The 19,719-nt window shown below is 74.9% G+C and carries 19 protein-coding genes; 7 read left to right on the top strand and 12 right to left on the bottom strand.

The window, feature by feature from the left end:
* Window positions 1–104: 104 nt before the first annotated feature.
* Both ACFXGA_RS33065 and ACFXGA_RS33060 read right to left on the bottom strand, forming a co-directional pair.
* The gene (locus ACFXGA_RS33065; protein ID WP_378094812.1) at window positions 105–953 is read right to left on the bottom strand and encodes a sugar phosphate isomerase/epimerase family protein; all 849 of its coding nucleotides are present in this window, start codon (window positions 951–953) and stop codon (window positions 105–107) included.
* A complete protein-coding gene (locus ACFXGA_RS33060; RefSeq protein WP_378094811.1) occupies window positions 950–5,416 on the bottom strand; it encodes a carbohydrate-binding protein in 4,467 nt (1,488 codons plus the stop codon). Before ACFXGA_RS33060 ends, ACFXGA_RS33065 begins: the two co-directional genes overlap by 4 nt.
* A 445-nt stretch (window positions 5,417–5,861) precedes the next feature.
* On the opposite strand from ACFXGA_RS33060, the gene ACFXGA_RS33055 reads away from it, so the two are divergent.
* Complete coding sequence (locus ACFXGA_RS33055) at window positions 5,862–6,452, top strand: TetR/AcrR family transcriptional regulator (RefSeq protein ID WP_378094809.1); 591 nt, start codon at window positions 5,862–5,864, stop codon at window positions 6,450–6,452.
* Here ACFXGA_RS33055 and ACFXGA_RS33050 read toward each other — a convergent pair.
* Window positions 6,433–7,536 (bottom strand): Gfo/Idh/MocA family protein, encoded by a 1,104-nt coding sequence (locus ACFXGA_RS33050; RefSeq protein WP_378094807.1) that lies wholly within the window; start codon window positions 7,534–7,536, stop codon window positions 6,433–6,435. The genes ACFXGA_RS33055 and ACFXGA_RS33050 overlap by 20 nt on opposite strands.
* Window positions 7,533–8,267 carry a sugar phosphate isomerase/epimerase family protein gene (locus ACFXGA_RS33045; protein WP_378094805.1) on the bottom strand — a complete coding sequence of 245 codons (735 nt, stop codon included), beginning with the start codon at window positions 8,265–8,267 and terminating at the stop codon, window positions 7,533–7,535. Before ACFXGA_RS33045 ends, ACFXGA_RS33050 begins: the two co-directional genes overlap by 4 nt.
* Window positions 8,268–8,475: 208 nt before the next feature.
* On the opposite strand from ACFXGA_RS33045, the gene ACFXGA_RS33040 reads away from it, so the two are divergent.
* The 3 genes from ACFXGA_RS33040 to ACFXGA_RS33030 all read left to right on the top strand — a co-directional run bounded on the left by ACFXGA_RS33040 (window position 8,476) and on the right by ACFXGA_RS33030 (window position 10,929).
* Complete coding sequence (locus ACFXGA_RS33040) at window positions 8,476–8,700, top strand: hypothetical protein (protein ID WP_378094803.1); 225 nt, start codon at window positions 8,476–8,478, stop codon at window positions 8,698–8,700.
* Window positions 8,697–9,053, top strand: a complete 357-nt coding sequence (locus ACFXGA_RS33035; protein ID WP_378094801.1) for a hypothetical protein — start codon at window positions 8,697–8,699, stop codon at window positions 9,051–9,053. The genes ACFXGA_RS33040 and ACFXGA_RS33035 overlap by 4 nt, the downstream gene beginning before the upstream one ends.
* A gap of 133 nt (window positions 9,054–9,186) precedes the next feature.
* Window positions 9,187–10,929: a 1-deoxy-D-xylulose-5-phosphate synthase gene (locus tag ACFXGA_RS33030; protein ID WP_378094799.1), complete on the top strand. Its 1,743-nt coding sequence runs from the start codon at window positions 9,187–9,189 to the stop codon at window positions 10,927–10,929.
* A 9-nt stretch (window positions 10,930–10,938) separates the two neighbouring features.
* Here the strand turns inward: ACFXGA_RS33030 and lipB are convergent, their stop codons facing one another.
* Genes lipB through ACFXGA_RS33000 form a run of 6 tightly spaced genes read right to left on the bottom strand, consistent with a single transcriptional unit; the run spans window position 10,939 to window position 14,832 of the window.
* Complete coding sequence (gene lipB, locus ACFXGA_RS33025) at window positions 10,939–11,631, bottom strand: lipoyl(octanoyl) transferase LipB (protein ID WP_378094797.1); 693 nt, start codon at window positions 11,629–11,631, stop codon at window positions 10,939–10,941.
* A 10-nt stretch (window positions 11,632–11,641) separates the two neighbouring features.
* On the bottom strand, window positions 11,642–12,070 hold the full coding sequence (locus ACFXGA_RS33020) for a 3-hydroxyacyl-ACP dehydratase FabZ family protein (RefSeq protein ID WP_378094795.1): 429 nt from the start codon (window positions 12,068–12,070) through the stop codon (window positions 11,642–11,644).
* On the bottom strand, window positions 12,067–12,405 hold the full coding sequence (locus ACFXGA_RS33015; protein WP_378094793.1) for a hypothetical protein: 339 nt from the start codon (window positions 12,403–12,405) through the stop codon (window positions 12,067–12,069). The genes ACFXGA_RS33020 and ACFXGA_RS33015 overlap by 4 nt, the downstream gene beginning before the upstream one ends.
* 3 nt (window positions 12,406–12,408) lie before the next feature.
* Window positions 12,409–13,380 (bottom strand): beta-ketoacyl-ACP synthase III, encoded by a 972-nt coding sequence (locus tag ACFXGA_RS33010; RefSeq protein ID WP_378094791.1) that lies wholly within the window; start codon window positions 13,378–13,380, stop codon window positions 12,409–12,411.
* 10 nt (window positions 13,381–13,390) lie between these two features.
* Window positions 13,391–14,602 (bottom strand): beta-ketoacyl-[acyl-carrier-protein] synthase family protein, encoded by a 1,212-nt coding sequence (locus ACFXGA_RS33005; protein ID WP_378094789.1) that lies wholly within the window; start codon window positions 14,600–14,602, stop codon window positions 13,391–13,393.
* Window positions 14,599–14,832, bottom strand: coding sequence for an acyl carrier protein (locus tag ACFXGA_RS33000; RefSeq protein WP_378094787.1), 234 nt, complete (start codon window positions 14,830–14,832; stop codon window positions 14,599–14,601). The genes ACFXGA_RS33005 and ACFXGA_RS33000 overlap by 4 nt, the downstream gene beginning before the upstream one ends.
* 245 nt (window positions 14,833–15,077) lie before the next feature.
* Here ACFXGA_RS33000 and ACFXGA_RS32995 point away from each other — a divergent pair, with 245 nt between their 5' ends.
* Entirely contained in the window at window positions 15,078–15,701 is a 624-nt protein-coding gene (locus tag ACFXGA_RS32995) for a DUF4230 domain-containing protein (RefSeq protein ID WP_378094785.1), read from the top strand.
* Window positions 15,702–15,803: 102 nt separating this feature from the next.
* Complete coding sequence (locus tag ACFXGA_RS32990) at window positions 15,804–16,646, top strand: SDR family NAD(P)-dependent oxidoreductase (protein WP_378094783.1); 843 nt, start codon at window positions 15,804–15,806, stop codon at window positions 16,644–16,646.
* 53 nt (window positions 16,647–16,699) lie between these two features.
* Here ACFXGA_RS32990 and ACFXGA_RS32985 read toward each other — a convergent pair whose 3' ends face one another.
* The gene (locus tag ACFXGA_RS32985) at window positions 16,700–18,079 is read right to left on the bottom strand and encodes a hypothetical protein (protein ID WP_378094781.1); all 1,380 of its coding nucleotides are present in this window, start codon (window positions 18,077–18,079) and stop codon (window positions 16,700–16,702) included.
* Window positions 18,080–18,176: 97 nt separating this feature from the next.
* Between ACFXGA_RS32985 and ACFXGA_RS32980 the strand changes: the two genes are divergently transcribed.
* On the top strand, window positions 18,177–19,079 hold the full coding sequence (locus tag ACFXGA_RS32980; RefSeq protein WP_378094779.1) for an RluA family pseudouridine synthase: 903 nt from the start codon (window positions 18,177–18,179) through the stop codon (window positions 19,077–19,079).
* Here ACFXGA_RS32980 and ACFXGA_RS32975 read toward each other — a convergent pair.
* Entirely contained in the window at window positions 19,076–19,642 is a 567-nt protein-coding gene (locus ACFXGA_RS32975; protein ID WP_378094777.1) for a DUF305 domain-containing protein, read from the bottom strand. The genes ACFXGA_RS32980 and ACFXGA_RS32975 overlap by 4 nt on opposite strands.
* Window positions 19,643–19,719: the final 77 nt, after the last annotated feature.

Here is a 19,719-nt window from a genome sequence, read left to right as displayed (position 1 = left end):
TCGGGGGGGGGGGGGGGGGGGCGGCGCCCCCCCCCCCCCCCCGCGGTGGGGGGGGGGGGCGGGGGCGGGGGGGGGCCCGGGCGGCCGCCCCCCCCCCCGGTCGGTCAGAACCGCAGGTTGGTCAGGTACTCGTAACCGACGCGGGCGGTGGTGAGGGCGTCGCGCGGCTGGTCGTTCTCCACGATGTACTCGGTGACGTCCGCGGCGCGGAAGATCGCCGCGAAGTCGATCGTGCCCGTGCCGAGGTCGGCGAACGACCCGTCGGCCGCGCGGTCCTTCACGTGGAACTGCCGCACCCGCGGGAACTGCGACCGGTACACCTCGACGGGGTCCACGCCGCCGGTCACGGCCCAGTACAGGTCCAGCTCCAGGTGCACGTTGCGACGGGTCGTCCCGGACGTGATCACGTCGAACGGCCGGACGCCCTCCACGCGCGCGAACTCGTGCGCGTGGTTGTGGTAGCCGAGGTTGAGCCCGGCCCGCCGCAGCCTGTCCCCCGCCGCCTCCAGCCGGGCGGTGAACGCCCGCCACTCGGCCAGCGTCCCGTAATTCACCCACGGCACCACGACGTACTTGTTGCCGAGGGTGCGCGCGTCGGCGATGACCTGGTCGAGGTCGCCGTCGATGCCGACGTGGCTGGACGTGGCGCGGAGCCCGCACCGCCGCAGCACGGCGGCGAACTCGGCGGCGCTGCGCCCGTACGTGCCGGCCAGCTCGACCTTCCGGTAGCCGATGTCGGCCAGCGCGGACAGCACGGGCTCGGGCTCGTCGCCGATGAGGTCGCGCAGCGTGTAGAGCTGGATGCTGATCGACTCCCGGGGCACCCGGCGACGCGGTCGGCCGGGACCCGCCCCGGTGGCCGACGCGGTGGCGGGCAGGGCGGCGGCCGCGCCGGCGGCGAGGGCGGTGCTGAGGAACGTGCGGCGGGACGGCATGGGTGACTCCTCGGTCATCGGGACAGCTCCTTGACGCGGATGTTGCGGAACCACACGTCGTCGCCGTCGCCGTGGTTCTGCAGGCCGATGTGCCCGCGGGTGAGGTCGCGCGCGGGGTCGGTGTTGGTGAAGTCGTTCACCAGCGCGCCGTTGAGGAAGACGCGGAGGCGTTGGCCGGACACCACGATCTCGTAGGTGTTCCACTCGCCCGGCGGTTTGAGCACCGCGTCGCGCACGGGCAGGTCGGCCGACTGGAACGAGTAGATCGCGCCCGTGGTGCGGTCCGGCGCGTCCGTGGCGTCGATCTGCACCTCGTAGCCCTGGTTCACGGCCACCCACGGGTCCGCGCCGGGATCGGGGAAGCCGACGAACAGGCCGGAGTTGTCGTCGCCCGCGACCTTCCAGTCGAACTTGAGGCGGTAGGCCGAGAACTCCTCCTCGAACCAGAGCAGCCCCATGCCGCCCTCGGTGCGCAGCGCGCAGTCGTCCTCGACGAACCGGCCGGGGCCGGCCTGGCGCCACCCGTCCGTGCCCGTCCCGTCGTAGAGGCTGCGGTAGCCGGGTTCGAGCCCGGCCGGCGGGCAGGCGGGGCCGAGCGGCCGGTAGCGCAGGTGCCTGACGGTGTCGACGTCGAACAGCGGGCGGTCGGCCGCGCCCTTGAACACCAGGTACAGGTCGCGCACGCCGGTCAGGCCGACCTGCTGGGGCGCCAGGTCGAGGTAGAGGTCCCAGCTCCCGGTGACCGGCACGGCCACCGGCTCGTGCACCAGCGGACCGGTCGGCGAGTCGGCGTGCGCCTCGATCGTGCCGCCGACGCCCGCGGACGACACCCGGTAGCCGAGGCCGGCGGTCCGCGACAGGTCCACCGCCGCGTACGACACCCAGTCGCCGTCGTGGATCTCGCCGACCCGCTTGCCGCCCTGGGCGGTCTCCCGGTCGTACACCGCGACGCCCTGCTGCGCGGTCAACGCCTCCGCGGGCACGTCGACGGCCTTGACCGTGCCCGGACCGCGGAACGTGATCGTGTCCAGGTCGAGCAACGCGCCGCGCCCGCCGCGGAACACGAAGTACAGCCGGTGCGTGCCGCCCGGGTCGGTGACCGACGACGGCGGCAGGTCGGCGTAGGAGCGCCAGCCGCCGGTGCCGGCGACGCGGGTGCTGAGCACCAGCGGACCGGTCGGCGAGTCGAGGCGCGCCTCGATCGTGCCGCCCGCCGTGGCGGAGGAGACCCGGTAGCCGATGCCGGTCACGCCGGCCAGCGAGACGTCGTCGAACGCGATCCAGTCGCGGTCGTGGATGTTGCCGACCTGGCTGCCGCCCTGCGCCTCCGCGACCCGGATGACCGTGGTGCCGCGTTGGGCGGTGTGCGACTCGGCGGGCGTGTGCCGCACCGGTTCCCAGGTGGGCGGGGGCGTGCCGGTGGTGAACCGGATCGCGTCCACGTCGAACAGGCTCCCGGAGCCGGTGAACACCAGGAACAGCCGGTGCGTGCCGCCCGGGTCGGTGATCGGCGAGGGCGCCAGTTCCACGTAGTTGTCCCAGCCGCCCGTGGACGGCACCGGCGCGCGCTGCACCAGCGGACCGGTCGGGGAGTCCACGCGCACCTCGATCGCACCGCCGTTGCCGCCGGAGGACACGCGGTAGCCGATCGCCGTGACGCCGCCGAGGTTGACCGGGTCGAACGCGATCCAGTCGCCGTTGTCGAGGTAGCCGACGCGCTTGTCGCCCTCGGCGGAGCCGTTCTCGACCACCTGCACGCCCTGCATGGCGGTGAAGAACTCGGCCTGCTTGTGCTTGGGTTGCAGCACGACCTCGGCCTCGCCGGTGAGCGCGGGCGCGCCGGGCGCGCCGCCGCCGTCGGTGTAGGAGGCGTTGATGACGCCGAAGATGTTGGCCTCCATGCCGTGCCCGCCGTCGGACGGCGTGGCGATGACGCCCTCGCACCCGGTGGCGCGGCTGAGCGGGTGGCCGTGGCTGTCGTGGCCGAGGATGTACTCCACGGTCACCTTGGCGCAGTCGACCTGCCCGTCCTCCGGGTCGGTGACGGTCACCGAGAACGGCACCTGGTCGCCGAAGCTGAACACCCGGCCGTCGGCGGGCGCGTTCAGCACCACCACGGGCGCGGTGTTGCCGACGGTGACCACGACGCTCGCCGAGCCGACCAGGCCCGTGGGGTCGGTGACCGACAGCTTCGCGGTGAACCGGCCGGTCGCGGTGTAGGTGTGGGTGACCGGTCCGGCGGTGGTGGAGTCGGTGGCGCCGTCGCCGTCGAAGTCCCACGCGTAGGTCAACGGGTCGCCGTCCTCGTCGGCCGTGCCGCCGGGGTCGAACCGCACGGTGAGCGGCGCGGGTCCGGACGTCTTGTCCGCGGCCAGCTTGGCGATCGGGGTGTGGCGCCCCCTGGTGTAGTCGATGCGGTAGACCGCCGAGTCGGCCGCGCCGCCGAAGTAGCCGCTGCCGTAGTCCAGCACGTACAGCGAGCCGTCCGGGCCGAACTCCAGGTTCATCGGCCGGGTGAGCGTCATCGAGTCGAAGAACGGCGTGATCGCGCCGCGTTCGCCGGCCGGGCCGACGTCGATGGTCTTGATCCAGCCGCGGTCCCACTCGTAGGCGAAGGTCTTGCCGTCGAACGACTCCGGGAACTTCGTCGGGCTGTCCAGGTCGGGGGCGAAGTCGTAGGTGGGCCCGCCCATGGGCGACTCGCCGCCGGTGCCGAACTCGGGCACCGAGCCGCCGTCGTAGCCGATCCAGGCGCGTTGCGCGGGCGGCAGGTCCACCAGCCCGGTGTTGTGGGGGCTGGTGTTCTTCGGCGCGGCGCAGTCGAAGGCCCCGCCGGAGGTGCCGGTGGCGAAGTCGTAGTCGATGTAGGGCGTGTTGTCGCCGACGCAGTAGGGCCAGCCGTAGTTGCCCGGTCCCTTGATCAGGTTGAACTCGACGCTGCCGCCGGGTCCGCGGGCGGGGTTGGCGGCGCCGGCGTCGGGGCCGTAGTCGCCGAGGTGGATCCAGCCGGTGGCCTTGTCGACGGCGAAGCGGAACGGGTTGCGGAAGCCCATGGCGTAGATCTCGGGCCGGGTCTTGTCGGTGCCGGGCGGGAACAGGTTGCCGTCCGGCACGGTGTAGGTGCCGTCGTCCCGGACCTTGATCCGCAGCACCTTGCCGCGCAGGTCGGCGGTGTTGGCCGAGGACCGCTGCGCGTCGAACGCCGGGTTGCGGTCGGCGCGCTCGTCGATCGGGGTGTAGCCGTCGCTGGCGAACGGGTTGGTGTCGTCGCCGGTGGACAGGTACAGGTTCCCGGCGGCGTCGAAGTCGATCTCGCCGCCGGCGTGGCAGCACAGGCCGCGGTCGGCGGGCACCTGGAGGATGCGCTGCTCGCTGGCCAGGTCGAGCACGCCGTCGGTGGTCAGCTTGAACCGGGACAGCTGGTTGTGGCCCCGGAACCGCGCGAAGTCCGCGGCGGCGCCGTTCTCCGGCGCGTCGCCCGCGGGCGTGTCGAGCGGTGGCGCGTAGTACAGGTAGAGCCAGCGGTTGTCGGCGAAGCCGGGGTCGACGGCCACGCCCTGCAACCCGTCCTCGTCGTGGTTGTAGACGGGCACGCGGCCGGCGAGCGTGGTGGTGGCCTCCGGCGTGGTCAGCCAGACCCGGCCGTCGCGCGAGGTGTGCACCACCTTGCGGTCCGGCAGCACGGCCAACGCGATGGGCTCGCCGGTCTTCTCCTCGCCGAGCGCGAGGGTGACCTGGTCGAAGTCGGCGTCGGTGGGCGGGGCGTCGGCGGGTTCGCAGTCGGCGGGCGCGACGCCGAGCGCGTACCGCAGGCCGCCGAGCAGGTGTTGGCGGAACGCGGGGTCGGCGTAGGACTCCTTGGTGTGCCCCATGCCCGTGTACCAGGAGCGGCCCTGGCCGGGGGTGTGGCACCAGGAGATCGGGTGGTCGCCGGACGGGTCGGTGGGCGTGTAGCTGGACTCGTCCAGCGCGGCCAGCACCTTGACCCGCGAGCGGGGGTTGGACCGGTAGCTGTACCACTCGTCGGTGCGGGTCCAGGTGTCCGGCAGGTGCGCGGTGGAGGGGTGGTCGTGGTCCTCCACCTCGACGGCGGCGGGCTGGATGTTCGGGTGCGACTTGAAGTAGGAGCCGACCAGCTCGCCGTACCAGGGCCAGGAGTACTCGGTGTCGGCGGCGGCGTGCACGCCCGCGTAACCGCCCCCGCCCTCCACGAACCGCTGGAACGCCTGCTGCTGGGCGTCGTCGAGGACGTCGCCGGTGGTGGACAGCCAGACCACCGCGTCGAACCGGGCCAGGTTCGCGTCGGTGAACGCGCCCGCGTCCTCGGTCGCCTCGACGGTGAAGCCGTGGGCCGCGCCCAGTTCGGTGATCGCGGCGACGCCGTCGGGGATCGAGTCGTGCCGGAAGCCGGCGGTCTTGGAGAAGACGAGGAGGTGCTCGCCGTCCGGGTGCGCCGCCGCGGGCGTCGCCACCAGGGTCATCGCGCCGAGGGCGGCGGCGACGAGGGTCGGGAGGGCACGGGGTCGGCGGGTGGGTCGTGGTCGGGTTCCGGGGGAGCTGCGTGGACGTCGCACCGCTGTCTCCTCGTTCGCACAACGCTGGGCTTCGCGGACGGTGTTCTGTGGTCCAGCTCACAGGCTGGAACGCGAGCGCCATTCTGTTCAGAACGAACCGAAGTTGGCAATACTTTTGCTTGTCACCAACAAAAGTCGTGCACGAATGGCCGTAAGTGGGCCGAAAGGCGTGCACGGTGCGTCAACATCGTTCCGCCGATCGGCGGAGGGCGCGCGGGCGTGCGGACGTGTCGCCGCACGGGTGCGCCGCCGTGCGGCGGCCTGCCGCGCCGCCCCGGCCGAGCGCCGTCGCCGCGTCGTGCCCGCGGGCGGTGCGGCATGATGTCCGCGTGCGCGAGACGACGGCGGGCCAGTGACCGGCGGTTACCTGAAGGGCCGGATCCGACGCGAGGACATCATCACCGCCGCGGTCGCGGTCTACGGCGAAGCGGGGTACCACGGCTCCTCGCTGCGCGAGATCGCCAAGCGCGCCGGGATCACGCACGCGGGGCTGCTGTACTACTTCCCCACCAAGGAAGCGCTCCTCGCGGCCGTGCTGGAGCGCCGGGACGCGGAGGACGTCGAGCGCGAGCAGTTGAAGGCCGCGCCGGGGCTGGACGTGCTGCGCCACTTCCTCGCGCTGGCCGAGCACAACGTCCGCCACCCCGGCATCGTGGACCTCTACTCGCGGCTGGCCGCCGAGGCCGTCGCCGACGACCACCCGGCGCACGCCTACTTCGTCCGCCACTACCGGGCGGCGCGCGAGGCCGTGGTCGGCTCGTTCCACGCCCTCGCCGACCGGGGCGAGCTGCGCCCCGGCGTCGACCCGGCCACCGCGGCGCTGACGTTCATCGCGTTGATGGACGGCCTCCAGGTCCAGTGGCTCACCACGCCGGACGAGGTGGACCTGGTCGGCTCGCTGCGGTTCTACCTGGGCACGCTGCTCACGGTGCCGCTGGACTGACCGCGTGCGGGTCCCAGTCGACCGGCAGCGCCGGCGGCGGCTCGACCGTGCTGCCGACGTCCACCGCGCTCCCCCGCGCGATGGACTCCTCCATCGCGAGCATGGCGTCGAGCACGTGGTAGGCCAGCTCGCCGGACGCGCGGGCGGGCTCGCCGGCCCGCAGCGACCGGACCAGGTCCAGCACCCCCGTGCCGCGCGACGCGGTGTGCCCCTGCGGGGCGAGCGTCCGCGCGCCGTCGGGCAGGTGCAGCGCGGTGTCGCCGTCGAACCGGTTGGGGTCGGGCGGCACCACGGTGCCGAGCGTGCCCGAGACCTCCACGACCCCCGCGCGGGTCAACGCCGAGTCGAAGCTGAACACCGCCTGCGCGGAGCCGCCGCGGGCGAACTCGACCAGCGCCGTGACCGTGGTCTGCACGGTCACCGGGAACTCGACGCCCGCCCTCGGCCCGGACCCGATCACCCGGGTGTCGCGGGCCCGGTCGCCGGTGGCGGTGACCCGGCGGATCGGGCCGAACAGGTGCACCAGGCCGGTCAGGTAGTACGGACCCATGTCGAGCAGCGGCCCGCCGCCCGCCTGGAACAGGAACTCCGGCGCGGGGTGCCAGCTCTCCGGGCCCGGCGTCTGGAACAGGGCCAGGGCGGTGCGCGGCTCGCCGATCAGCCCGGCGTCCACCGCCCGCCGCGCGGTCTGCCACCCCGCGCCGAGCACGGTGTCGGGCGCGCACGCCACCCGCAGCCCCCGCCGGTCGGCCAGGTCGAGCAGCGCGCGGGCGCCGGCCCGGTCCAGCGCGAGCGGCTTCTCCGACCACACGTGCTTGCCCGCCTCCAGCGCGGCCAGGCCGACGTCCACGTGCGCGGCGGGCACGGTCAGGTTGACCACCACCTCGATCGCCGGGTCGGCGAGCAGTTCGTCCACCCGGCACGCGCGCGGCACGCCGTGCCGGGCCGCCCGCGCCGCGGCCCGCTCCGGGTCGAGGTCCGCGACGGCCAGCACCCGCAGGTCCGGGAAGGCGGTGAGGTTGCGCAGGTACTCGTCGCTGATGACGCCCGTGCCGACGACCCCGACGCCGACCGGCGCGCTCACGCCTCGACCTCGGCGAGGAACGCGCGGCTCGCGGCGATCCCGTCGAACACGTCGCCGTCGTAGGCGTCGAACTCGACCACGCGCAACGCGTCCGGCGCGGCGGCCAGCACCTCGGCCACGGGCACCCGCCCCCGACCGGCCGGCACCTGTCCCGACCCGTCGCGCGCGAGACCGCCGTCCTTGACGTGGAGCGCGTGCACGCGGTCGCCGAGGCGGCGCAGCAGCGCGGGCGCGTCCTCGCCGCCGACCGTCGCCCAGTACGTGTCCACCTCCAGCACCACCTCCGGGTCGAGTTGGTCGGCCAGCACCTCGAACGCGCTGCGGCCGTCGATCCGGGACGCCAGCTCCCACCAGTGGTTGTGGTAGCCGACGCGGACGCCGTGCCCGGCGGCGACCTCGGCCGCGGCGTTCAGCGCGGCGGCGGTGGCGGCGACGTCCGCCGGGTCGCGCCACTTCTCCTCGCCCACGTAGGGGTCGATGACGACCTCGATGCCGCACTCGGCCGCGGCGGCGAAGACGGCGTGCTGGTCGGCCCCCAGGAGCCGGGCGTGCGCGGTCGGCGCGGTGAGGCCGTGGTCGGGCAGGGCGGTGCGGAGCACCTCGGCGTTCTCGACCACGCCGTAGGGCTCGACGCGGGTGAAGCCGATGGCGGCGAGTCGCCGGAGGGTGTCGACGGGGTCGGCGGCGAACGCGTCGCGGACCGAGTAGAGCTGCACGGACGTTCTGGTCATCCCGGCTCCTGACGTCTGCGTTGACTTGTGGAAGCGCTCCCACAATTTCTACCACTTGGTAGAAATTCGCACCAGAGCCGTTGGGGTGGATCGAAAGGACGAGCGGTCCGGCGTCCGTCGCGGTGTGATGGGGCGGGTGCCGTGAGCGCTTCGGGGGGAAGCGCCGACCGTCCGCCGGCGCGGACGGGCGCGCACCGGAGGGGGGAACATGATCGACGCCAAGAAGCTGTCCGGGGCGGTCCTGGCCGTCGTGCTCCACGGCCCCGGGCTGGTCGACCCGAGCGCCTTCGGCGTCACCGCGGCCGAGGAGCCGGCGGGCCGCGGGTACGTCGTGGTGTCGATCGACCACCCCGGCGAGACGGTCCTGGTGGACCTGCCGAGCGGGCCGCGCCCGATCGGGCTGCCCGGGTTCCCCCACACCGACCGGCGGTGATCGCCGCCCGGCTCGCGGACGTGGATTTGGTGCTCGACGCGCTGGAGGTGCTGGCGGCGGGCGGCAACCCGGACGCGGGGGGCCGCGCGCTCCCGACGGGTCTCGGCCGCGCGCCGGACCTGCGCCGGGTGGGCGCGTACGGCCACGGGCTCGGCGGCACGATCGCCGCCGAGGCGATGCACGAGGACCGCCGGATCGACGCGTCCCGGCGCACGGTCGACACCGACACGGCCGGGTCGATCGTGCCGACCGGGGCGGCGAGCCGCCCTAGGTGGTGTCGTTCTTCGACCGCCACCTGCGCTGAGCGGCGGGGGCCGGCACCGGCAGCGACGGCCTCACCGGATCGACGGTAGCCCGCCCGACCCACACGACCGTGTGGCAGGCGGTCCCCGTTCGCGTGGGCCTGCTTGAACCGACTCCCGCGGTGGAGGACTTTCGCCTCGTCCGTGGTTCGCGCGAGGGCCACCGAACCGCAGGAGCGGCCTGATGACCGACACCGGCACCTTCCGCAGGACCGTCCGGGCGCCCACGCCCGGCGTCGCCGACCTGCCCGGGCTGCCGCCGGGCGCGCTGCCCGGCCTGGCCCGCGCGCTGCGGAGCCGCCTGGTCGACGCGGTGACCCGCACCGGCGGCCACCTCGGGCCGAACCTGGGCGTGGTCGAGCTGACCTTGGCGCTGCACCGGGTGTTCCGCTCGCCGCGGGACCGAATCGTGTTCGACACCGGCCACCAGTCGTACGTGCACAAGATGCTCACCGGGCGCGCGGACGCGTTCGCCGACCTGCGCCGCGAGGGCGGCCTGTCCGGCTACCCGTGCCGGGCGGAGTCCCCGCACGACCTGGTGGAGAACTCGCACGCGTCGACGGCGCTGTCCTACGCGGACGGCCTGGCGCGGGCGGCCCGGTTGCGCGGCGAGCACGACCGGCACGTGGTGGCGGTCGTCGGCGACGGCGCGCTGACCGGCGGCATGGCGTGGGAGGCGTTGAACAACCTCGGCGGCGTGGACCACCCGGTGGTCGTGGTGCTCAACGACAACGGCCGGTCCTACGCGCCGACCGCGGGCGCGGTGGGCGGGCACCTGGCCGCGTTGCGCGCGGGCGGTGGCGCGACCGTGTTCGACCACTTCGGGCTGCGCTACCTCGGCCCGGTCGACGGGCACGACGTGCGCCGGGTGGAGGAGGCGCTGGTCGCGGCGAAGGCGTTGCGGCGGCCCGTGGTCGTGCACTGCGTGACCGAGAAGGGCAAGGGCCATCCCCCGGCGGAGCAGGACCCGGTCGACCGCCTGCACGCCGTGCCCCCGCCGTCGTCGCCGCGCGGACCGGGGTGGACGTCGGTGTTCGGGCAGCACCTGCTGGTGCTCGGCGACCGGCACCCGGACCTGGTGTGCCTGACCGCGGCCATGCTGCACCAGACCGGGCTGACCGCGTTCGCCGAGGCGTTCCCCGACCGGGTGCTGGACACCGGGATCGCCGAGCAGCACGCGGTGACGTGCGCGGCGGGGCTGGCCATGGGCGGGCTGCGGCCGTTGGTGGCGGTGTACTCGACGTTCCTGACCCGGGCGGTGGACCAGGTGCTGATGGACGTGGCGCTGCACCGCCTGCCGGTCACGCTGGTGCTCGACCGGGCCGGGGTGACCGGCGAGGACGGGCCGAGCCACCACGGCGCCTGGGACCTGGCGCTGCTGCGCGTCGTGCCCGGCCTGCGGGTGGCCGCGCCGCGCGACGGCACGCGGTTGCGCGAGCTGCTGGACGAGGCGGTCGCCGACGACGGGCCGACCGCGGTCCGCTTCCCGAAGGGCGCGCTCGGCGGCGACGTCGCCGCGGTGGACCGGCTCGGCGGGGTGGACGTGCTGCACCGCCCGTCCCGCCGGGACGTGCTGCTGGTGGCGGTCGGCGTGCTGGCGGCGGACGGGGTGGCCGCCGCCGTGTCGCTGGCGGGCGAGGGCGTCGGCGTGACCGTGTGCGACCCGCGCTGGGTGACGCCGGTCGACCCGGCGGTGGTGGCGCTGGCCGCCGAGCACCGGGTGGTGGTGTGCGTCGAGGACGGCGTGCGCCGCGGCGGGGTCGGCGAGGCCGTGGCGGCGGCGCTGCGGGACGCCGGGCTGAGCCGCCGGCTGCGGGTGCTGGGCCTGCCCGCCGACTTCCTGCCGCACGGGTCGCGCGGCGACATCCTGCGCATGCACGACCTCGACGCGGCCGGCATCGCCCGCACGGTGGCCCGCTTCCTGTGAGCCCGCCGGTCAGCGGAGGCCGGCGAACACCCTCGTCAGGTGGCGTTCGACCACCGGCAGCACCTCGGCCACCGCGACCGGGCGGCCCAGCTCGGCGGCCAGCGACGTGACGCCGGCGTCCTCGATGCCGCACGGCACGATCCGGTCGAACGCGGTCAGGTCCGGGTCGCAGTTGAGGCCAAACCCGTGCAGGCTCGTGCACCGCTCGATGCGCACGCCGATCGCCGCGATCTTGCGGTGCTGCCCGTGCGCGCGGGCGGCCGACGGCGGCACGTCCGGCGTGGGCGGCCGGTCGCCGAGCACCCACACGCCGCTGCGGCCGGCCAGCCGGGCGGTCTCGACGCCGAACTCGGCGCACGTGCCGATCAGCGCGTCCTCGATCCGGCGGACGTGGCCGACCGAGTCGAGCGGCACCGGCAGCTTCACCACGGGGTAGCCGACGAGCTGGCCGGGTCCGTGCCAGGTGATCTCGCCGCCGCGGTCCACGGTCAGCACGGCGACGTCGTCGGCCGGCAGGGCGGTGGGCCTGGTGCGCTTGCCCGCCGTGTAGACGGGCAGGTGCTCCTGGAGCACGCAGACGTCGCCGATCTCGTCGGCGACGCGGGCGGCGTGCAGCCGCCGCTGCTCGGCGTACCCCCGGTCGTACGGCACGGCGTCCGGGCCGAAGCCCGCGTGCACGAAGCGCAGCGCACCGTCGGTCACGGTCCCGAGTCTAGGCACGCAGGTCGGCGACGGCGCGGGCGGTCGTCACGACCCGGCCGACCGTCAGCACCACCTGCCCGTCGACCTCGGACCGCCCCGTCAGCGCCACCGTGTCGTCCCGGGCGTCCAGGACGCGCACCGAGTGCCGCACCACGCACCCCGGCGTGACGGGCCGGTGGAACGCCACGTCCGCGACCGCGCCGAGGACGAACACCCGGTCGGGCCGCGGCCGGTCCCAGGACGCCAGCAGCACCGCCGCCTGGCACCACGACTCGACCAGCAACGTCGAGGGGTAGTCGCCGGGACCGTCCGCGTAGCAGGGTTCGTTGGCGGTGACGGCCTTGAGCGCGGTCAACGACTCCCCCGGCGCCACCTCCGCCACGCGGTCCACCAGCAGCAGCGGGTAGCGGTGCGGCAGCAGCCGCAGGACGTCGCTCACGACGCCACGTCCTCGTACCGGAGCCTGACCCGCGCGACCACGCCCTCGGCGTCGCTCACCACCGCCGCGCACCGCCCGGCGTCACGGGTCAGCCGGACCGTCAGCTCGGCGCCGGGGAACACCGGGCGCGCGAAGCGGGCCGACTCGATGCCGGCCAACCGCGTCCCCGGCACGGCCGCGACCCGGTCCACCAGGGCCACGACGGACAGGCCGGGCAGCACCGGCAGGCCCGGGAAGTGGCCCGCGAACACGGGGTCGTCGGCCGCGACCGCCACCCGGGCCACCACGGTGTCCCCGGACCGCTCCACCACCTCCACGCGCGGGTCGGCGAGCACGGGTCAGCCCTCGCCCAGCACGCCGAAGCCGGCCGTCGCGTCCGGCCACACCAGGGTGGCCGCGCCCCAGGTCAGGCCGCCGCCGAAGGCGACCGTCAGCACCCGGTCGCCCGGCTTCAGCCGACCGGCCGCGGCGGCGTCGGCGAGCAGGACGGGGATCGAGGCGGCGGCCGTGTTGCCCACGGCGTCGAGGTCCGACAGCACCCTCGCCCCGTCGATGCCCAGCCGGTGCGCGACCGCGTCGCAGATGCGGCGGTTCGCCTGGTGCGGGGCGAGGTGGTCGACGTCGTCCGGCCCGAGGCCGGCGCGGGCCAGCGCCTCCAGCCCGACCTCCGACATCCGCTCCACCGCGTGCCGGAACACCTCCTTGCCGCTCATCCTGAAGTGGTCCTCGCCCGCGGGCACCTGGATGAGGTCCGCGCCCCTGCCGTCGCTGCCGAGCACGCACGGGCCGATACCCCCTTCGCCCTCGCCGACGACGACCGCGCCCGCGCCGTCGCCGAAGATCACCGCCGTGCCGCGGTCGTGCGGGTCGAGGATGGTGGAGAACGTCTCGGCGGCGATCAGCAGCACCGTCCGGGCCGCGCCGCTCGCGATCAGCCCGACCGCGTTCGCCAGGCCGTACAGGAACCCGGTGCACACGGCGGCCACGTCGTGCGCGGGCACGCCGACCAGGCCCAGCCGGGCGGCCACGTCCGGCGCGACGGCCGGGCACGTCCGGTCCGGGGTGGTCGTGGCCACGATCACCGCGTCCACAGTGGACGTCCCGGCGGAGCGCAGCGCCCGCGCGCCCGCGTCCGCGGCCAGGTCCGAGGTCGTCGTGCCGGGCTCGACCCACCGCCGCGCGCCGATGCCGGTGCGCGACCGGATCCACTGGTCGGAGGTGTCCAGCCGGGCGGCCAGGTCGTCGTTGGTGACGATCCGGGGCGGCAGGCTCGCGCCCACGCCGAGGATCGCCGCACCGCGGTAGGTCATCGTGCCCCCTTCACGCCCGGGCGATGGCGAGCACCGCGTTCTGGCCGCCGAACCCGAACGAGTTGCTCACCGCCAGGTCGATCGCGCGCGGCACGGCGGTGGTCGCCACGTCGAGGTCCAGCCGCGGGTCGAGGGTGTCGAGGTTCGCGGTCGGCGGCACCACGCCCCGCTCCACGGCCAGTACCGAGAACACCGCCTCCGCCGCCCCGGCCGCGCCCATCATGTGCCCGGTCACGCCCTTGGTCGAGGTCACCAGCGGCCGCGAGGGCAGCAGCTCGGCCAGCACCCGGCCCTCCACCAGGTCGTTGAGCTGCGTGGACGTGCCGTGCGCGTTGACGTGCTGCACGTCGCCGGGGGCCGCGCCCGCGTCCGCCAGCGCCGCGCGCAGGGCCGCGACCACGCCCCGGCCCTCGGGGTGCGGGTTGGTGATGTGGTGGGCGTCGGCCGACGCGCCGTACCCGACGACCCGCGCCCGGACCCGCCGCCCGTCGGCCCGCGCGTCCTCCGCGCGCCGCAGCACCAGCACCGCCGCGCCCTCGGCCGCGACGAACCCGTCCCGGTCCGCGTCGAACGGCCGCGACGCCGTCGCCGGGTCGGCCCGCCGCGAGAGCGCGCCCATCCGGGCGAACCCCGCCATGGTCAACGGGGTGAGCAGCGCGTCCACCCCGCCCGCCAGCACCACGTCGCACCGCCGCGCGGCGAGCAGGTCGCAGGCCACGCCGATCGCGGTCGCCCCGGACGCGCACGCGGTCGAGACGACGAGGTTCTGGCCCCGGAAGCCGAACTCCATCGCGAGCTGCCCGGCGACCATGTTCGGCAGGTGCATCGGCAGCAGCAGCGGCGACACCCCGGTCGGCCCCTCGGCGAGCAGCACGCCGTGCTGCCGCTCGAACGTCTCGCCGCCGCCCGCGGACGTGCCCATCACCACGCCGACGCGGGCCGCGTCCCACGTCCCGGTGTCCTCCCCGGCGACGGCCTCGCGCGCGGCGACCAGCGCCAGCCGGGCGAACCGGTCGAGCCGGACCGCGCGCCGCGCGCCCAGCAGCGCGTCGGCGTCGAAGTCGGGGACGCGGCACGAGATCGTCACCTCGTGGCCCGCCAGCACCGGGTCGTGCGCGGCGGTCGGGCGACCCGCCAGCACGGCCTCCCACCCGGCCTCCACGCCGACGCCGCCGGGCGTGACCAGGCCCATCCCGGTGACCGCGATGTCGAGCCCGCTCACCCCCGCGTCCCGGCCCGCTCCTCCATCAGCGCGACGATGTCGCCGACGGTCTCCATGTCGAACAGCTCGTCGTCGCTGATGTGCAGGTCGTGCTCCTTGCCGAGCACCATCGACAGCTCCACGAAGGCCAGCGAGTCCAGGTCCAGGTCGTCCTTCGTGGCGTCGGGCGTGATCTGCTCCGGCGCGACCTTCAGCGTGTCGACGAGGATCTTCTTCAACGTCTCGTACACGGTCTCTCCTCGTTCACCCCGGGTTCCCTCCCCCGCCATCGAACCCCATGGGCCGGCCCGACGGCCAACCAGGGACGACGCGCGGCCCACCCGACTTCGCGGGAGGGCGGCACGGCGGACGTGCCGGTGCGCCGCTACGACACCCGGCGGTCGTGCGCGCGGCCGTGGGGAGCAACTTCCCCGGCTCGTGGCGCACGGTGACCGCCGGCCGGTTCCCCGGTGATCGGTCCGGGTACCCCGCCGCCATGAGGTGGCGCATCGGTGTGGCGGCGGGGGTGCTGGTCGCGGTCGCGGCGCTGGTCGCGGCGGTGTTGGTGGTGCCGAGGTTCCTCACCGGCGCCGACACCGTCGACCGCAGCCAGCCGGCGCTCTTGCAGTCGCTGCGCGACCTGAGCCAGTACCACGCCGCGGCGGGCGAGTTCCAGGTCGTGCTCGACATCGAGCGGGATGTCCGGTACGTGCCCTCGGCGTTGGCCGGGCAGCGGACGCTGTTCGTGGCGGCCGGGACGGTGAACGCCTACGTGGACTTCGGCGGGCTGGCCGAGGACGCGTTGCGGGTGTCGCCGACCACCGCCTCCGGCGAGGCCCGGAAGGTGCGGCTGGCGCTGCCGCGGGCCGCGCTGGACAAGCCGAACCTCGACCAGGAGCGGTGCTACGTGTTCGCGCAGGAACGCGGGCTGCTCGACCGGCTCGCGTCGCTGGTGGAAACGCAGGACCAGCAGCCGTTCTACGTGGCGGCGGAGCAGAAGATCGCGGACGCGGCGCGGGAGTCCGGGCTCGTGCAGCGGGCCGACGACAACACCCGCAAGATGCTGACCGGCATGTTCGGCGCGCTCGGGTACCAGGTCGAGTTCGAGGACGTCGACTGACCACCCGCGTGTGGCGCAGGTCACGGTGTCGGGCTGTCACACGGCGGAGGCCGGCGGTGCCTCATGGCCGACAGCCGACAGCGACAGAACGGAAGCGCCATCGTGAGCAAGATCTGGTTCGTCACGGGTTCCTCGCGCGGTCTCGGCCGCCGGTTCGTGGAGGCCGCCCTGTCCCGCGGTGACCGGGTCGCCGCGACCGCCCGGAAGGTGGACGGCTTCGACGACCTCGTGGGCGCGTACGGCGACGCCGTGCTGCCGCTCGAACTGGACGTCACCGACCGGGACGCGGTCTTCGCGTGCGTGGCCCGGGCGAAGGAGCACTTCGGCCGCCTCGACGTGGTCGTGAACAACGCGGGCTACGCCCAGGTCGGGGCGGTGGAGGAGCTGACCGAGCGGCAGTTCCGCGACCAGGTGGAGACCAACCTGTTCGGCGCGGTGTGGGTCGTCCAGGCCGTGCTGCCCCACCTGCGCGAGCAGGGTTCCGGGCACATCGTCCAGCTCTCGTCGGTCGCGGGCGTCGTCGCGATGCCGCTCGGCGGCGCGTACCACGCCTCCAAGTGGGCGCTCGAAGGGCTGAACGAGGCCTTGGCCCGCGAGGTCGCCGACTTCGGGGTCAAGGTGACCGTGATCGAGCCCGGCGGGTTCGCCACCCGGGACGGCCGCAACCCGGAACCGCTCGCCAACGGCTTCCAGGCCGAGCCCAACCCGGCCTACGACGCCCACCGGCGGCGCATGGCGGGGTTCGGGGCGAGCATGCCCGCGGGCGACCCGGCCGCGGCGGCGCGGGCGCTGCTCAAGCTCGTGGACGCCGAGAACCCGCCGCTGCGCGTGCTGTTCGGCCAGGGCTTCCACGAGCTGATCGAGCAGACCTACGCGGACCGGCTCAGGACCTGGGCCGACTGGCGCGACCTGTCGGTCGAGTCGCACGGTTCGGCCGCGCGGTGACGTGCCGTGCCCGACCGGGGCAGCCCCCGGACCGGCACGACACGCCGTCGGGATCAGCGCGACAGCGCCGACGCGGCGCGGGCCGCGTCGGCCAGGTCCTCGACCGACCGGTGGTCCCGCGCGCCCGCGTCGCCGAAGCCCCGGGCGGCGAACGCCGGCCCGTCGTTGACGCAGCCGGGGACGTCGGCGACGGAGTAGCAGTTGTCCGGCCGGTTGCCGGTCACCTCGGCGCCGTTGACCAGCGCGACGCGGCCGCTCAGCGTGTGGATGCCGCCGCCCTTGGCCGGGAGCGGGTAGTAGCCGCCGCCGGGCTCGCCCGCGTCGTTGTCGGCGACGGTCGTGCCGTCGAGGGTGAGGGTGTCGTAGAAGACGCTGAGCCCGCCGCCGCTGCCGCCGAAGCCGGCCCAGCCCAGGTACCCGTTCGGGTGCGCGACGCCGCCGTCGCCGCCGCGGCCGGCCCGGTTGCCGGTGATCTTGCTCCCGGTGACGACCGGGCGCAGCGGCGTGCCCTGGCTGCTCGCCACCGCCACACCTCCGCCCGTGCCGCCGCTGCCGCCGTCCCCGCCGCCACCGCCGTCGGGTCCGCCGGAGCCGCCCGCCGCGCCGTCCGCGGCCACGTTGCCGCTGATGGTGGTGTCGGTGATGCGCAGGACCGCGCCGCTGGTGACGTCCACGCCGCCGCCGAGGCCGCCCGAGCCGCCCCGCGCGCCCGGCTCGCGCCCGGCGCCGTTGCCGCCGCGACCGCCGGGGCCGGTGGCGTTGTCGGTGATCACGCTGCCGGTGATGGTCAGCGGGATCGAGTAGGAGTGGTAGGAGGAGATCGCGCCGCCGAAGCCGCCCAGCCCGCCGCGGCCGGCCCTCGTGGTGGCGGTGGCGTCCGCGCCCGGCGCGCCCGCGCCGGCCCGGTTGCCGGTGAGCACGCTGCCGGTGACGGTCAGCGGTCCCCAGTTCTCGATCGCGCCGCCGGACTCGCCGGGGTTGCCCTCGCCGTAGGAGTTGACGCCCACCCCGTCCGGTGCGTGGCCGCCGGTGAGGGTGAGCCGTTCCAGGGTCAGGTCGCCCCAGTTGGAGATCAGCCGGAACCGCGGCGCGTCCTGGGCGCGGGCGATGGTGGCCCCGTTGCCGCGGACCGTGAGCGTGCCCCTGATCGTGGGCAGGCCCTCGTGCCCGCCGGGCACGGCCGGTGCGGTGAGCGTGTAGACGCAGCCGGGCGCCAGGGACAGCGTGTCCGGCGCGGTGGAGGCGCTTGCCGCGGCCACCGCGGCGACCAGCGCGGCCGGGTCGCAGGGCACGTCGGTGTCGGCGGCGTGCGCGGGCGGCGCGGCCAGGACCAGCGCCCCCAGCGTGGTCGCCGCCGCGAAGGTCGGGACGACGGATAAGCGCCGGCGTCGGGCGCGTGCGGGAGTCGGGACGAAGTCGGACAAAGAGGCCACCCCCCGTGGCTCGGATCTTGTGCGACGTGCCCGGCGAGCCTATCGGCGCGGGCGCGTCCGGCCACGATCTTTTTCGGCCCCGTATGCTGCGGGCACGATGAGGCGCAAGCTCCGGCCGCCGCTCGACCAGCGCCACGGCCTCGACCCGGCACGGCTGCGGCTGCCCGACGACGGCCCGTGGGCGACCGTGCGCGACCACCTGGTCGACCGCCTGCCGAAGGTCGCGCCCGAGCGGATCGACTCGATGCTGGCCGAGGGCCGCGTCTACGACCTCTCCGGGCCGATCGCGCCCGACGCGGCGTTCGTCCCCGGCTCCTCGGTGTGGTTCCACCGGGACCTGCCCGACGAGGTCGCGGTGCCGTTCGAGATCCGCGTCGTGCACCGCGACGACGCCATCGTGGTGGTCGACAAGCCGCACTTCCTGGCCACGATCCCGCGCGGCCGGCACGTGGTCGAGACCGCGCTCGTCCGGCTGCGCCGCGACCTCGGCCTGCCCGCGCTGAGCCCGGCGCACCGGCTCGACCGCGTGACCGCCGGGCTCGTCATGTTCGTGGTCGACCCGCGCCTGCGCGGCAGGTACCAGACGTTGTTCAAGGACCGCGCGGTGCGCAAGGAGTACGAGGCCATCGCGCCGCACGACCCGGCGCTGACCCTGCCCGCGCGGGTCAGCAGCCGGATCGTCAAGGTCAAGGGCGTGATCACGGCGCAGGAGGTGCCCGGCCCGCCCAACGCCGAGACGCTGGTGGAGCTGGTCGAGCACCGCGACGGGTGGGGCCGGTACCGGCTGGTGCCCGAGACCGGCCGCACGCACCAGCTCCGCCTGCACATGGCCTCGCTCGGCGTGCCGATCCGCAACGACGACTTCTACCCCGTGCTGCGGGAGAAGCCGCTGGACGACTTCACCGACCCGTTGCAGCTGCTGGCGAAGGTGCTCGAGTTCACCGACCCGGTGACCGGCGAGCACCGCCGCTTCACCAGCGGTCTCGCGCTCGACCTCTAGCCCAGGTAGCCGAGCATCTGCGCGATCTGCGCGGTGCGGGAGTTGAAGATCCGCTCCGCCAGGTCCTTCGCCTGCGGGTTGACCCCGCCCTCCTTCTCGAGCTTCGCCATCGCCACCGCGTTGTGCTGGTGGCCGATGAGCAGGTTCAGGAACGCCTTCTCGAAGTCGCCGGGCGCGGTCGCGCGGAGTTCCGCGATGGCCTCCGGGCTGGTCGAGTGGTCGCCGCCGTGCCCGGCGTGCAGCTGCGGGTCGTCACCGGCCGTCTCGGGCTGCTCCCACTCCGCGAGCCACTTGGTCATCGAGTCCACTTCGGACAGCTGGGTGACCTCGATGGCCGCCGCGAGCGTCTTCACCTCCGCGCGCACCGGCCGGTCCTTGGCCAGGGCCACGATCTCCAGCCCGGTCCGGTGGTGCGGCACGGACATCTGCAGGAACATCACGTCGGTCTCGTTGAACTCGTCGGTCTCCACGACCGTCGACACCGGCGGCGGGGTCGCCGTGGGGGCGGAGCCGCAGCCGACGAGCACGAGCATTCCGGCCACCAGGGCCGCGAGGCGTCGCAAGGTCGTCCTCCTTCGCCGGACGGGCCGGGCGGGCGGGGCCCAGGGGGCGGCGGGGGGGGGGCGGGCCGAGAGGGGGC

The organism is Actinosynnema sp. NPDC059335, assembly GCF_042752395.1.
GTDB lineage: Bacteria > Actinomycetota > Actinomycetes > Mycobacteriales > Pseudonocardiaceae > Actinosynnema.
This window is presented reverse-complemented; position numbering and strand designations above follow the sequence as displayed.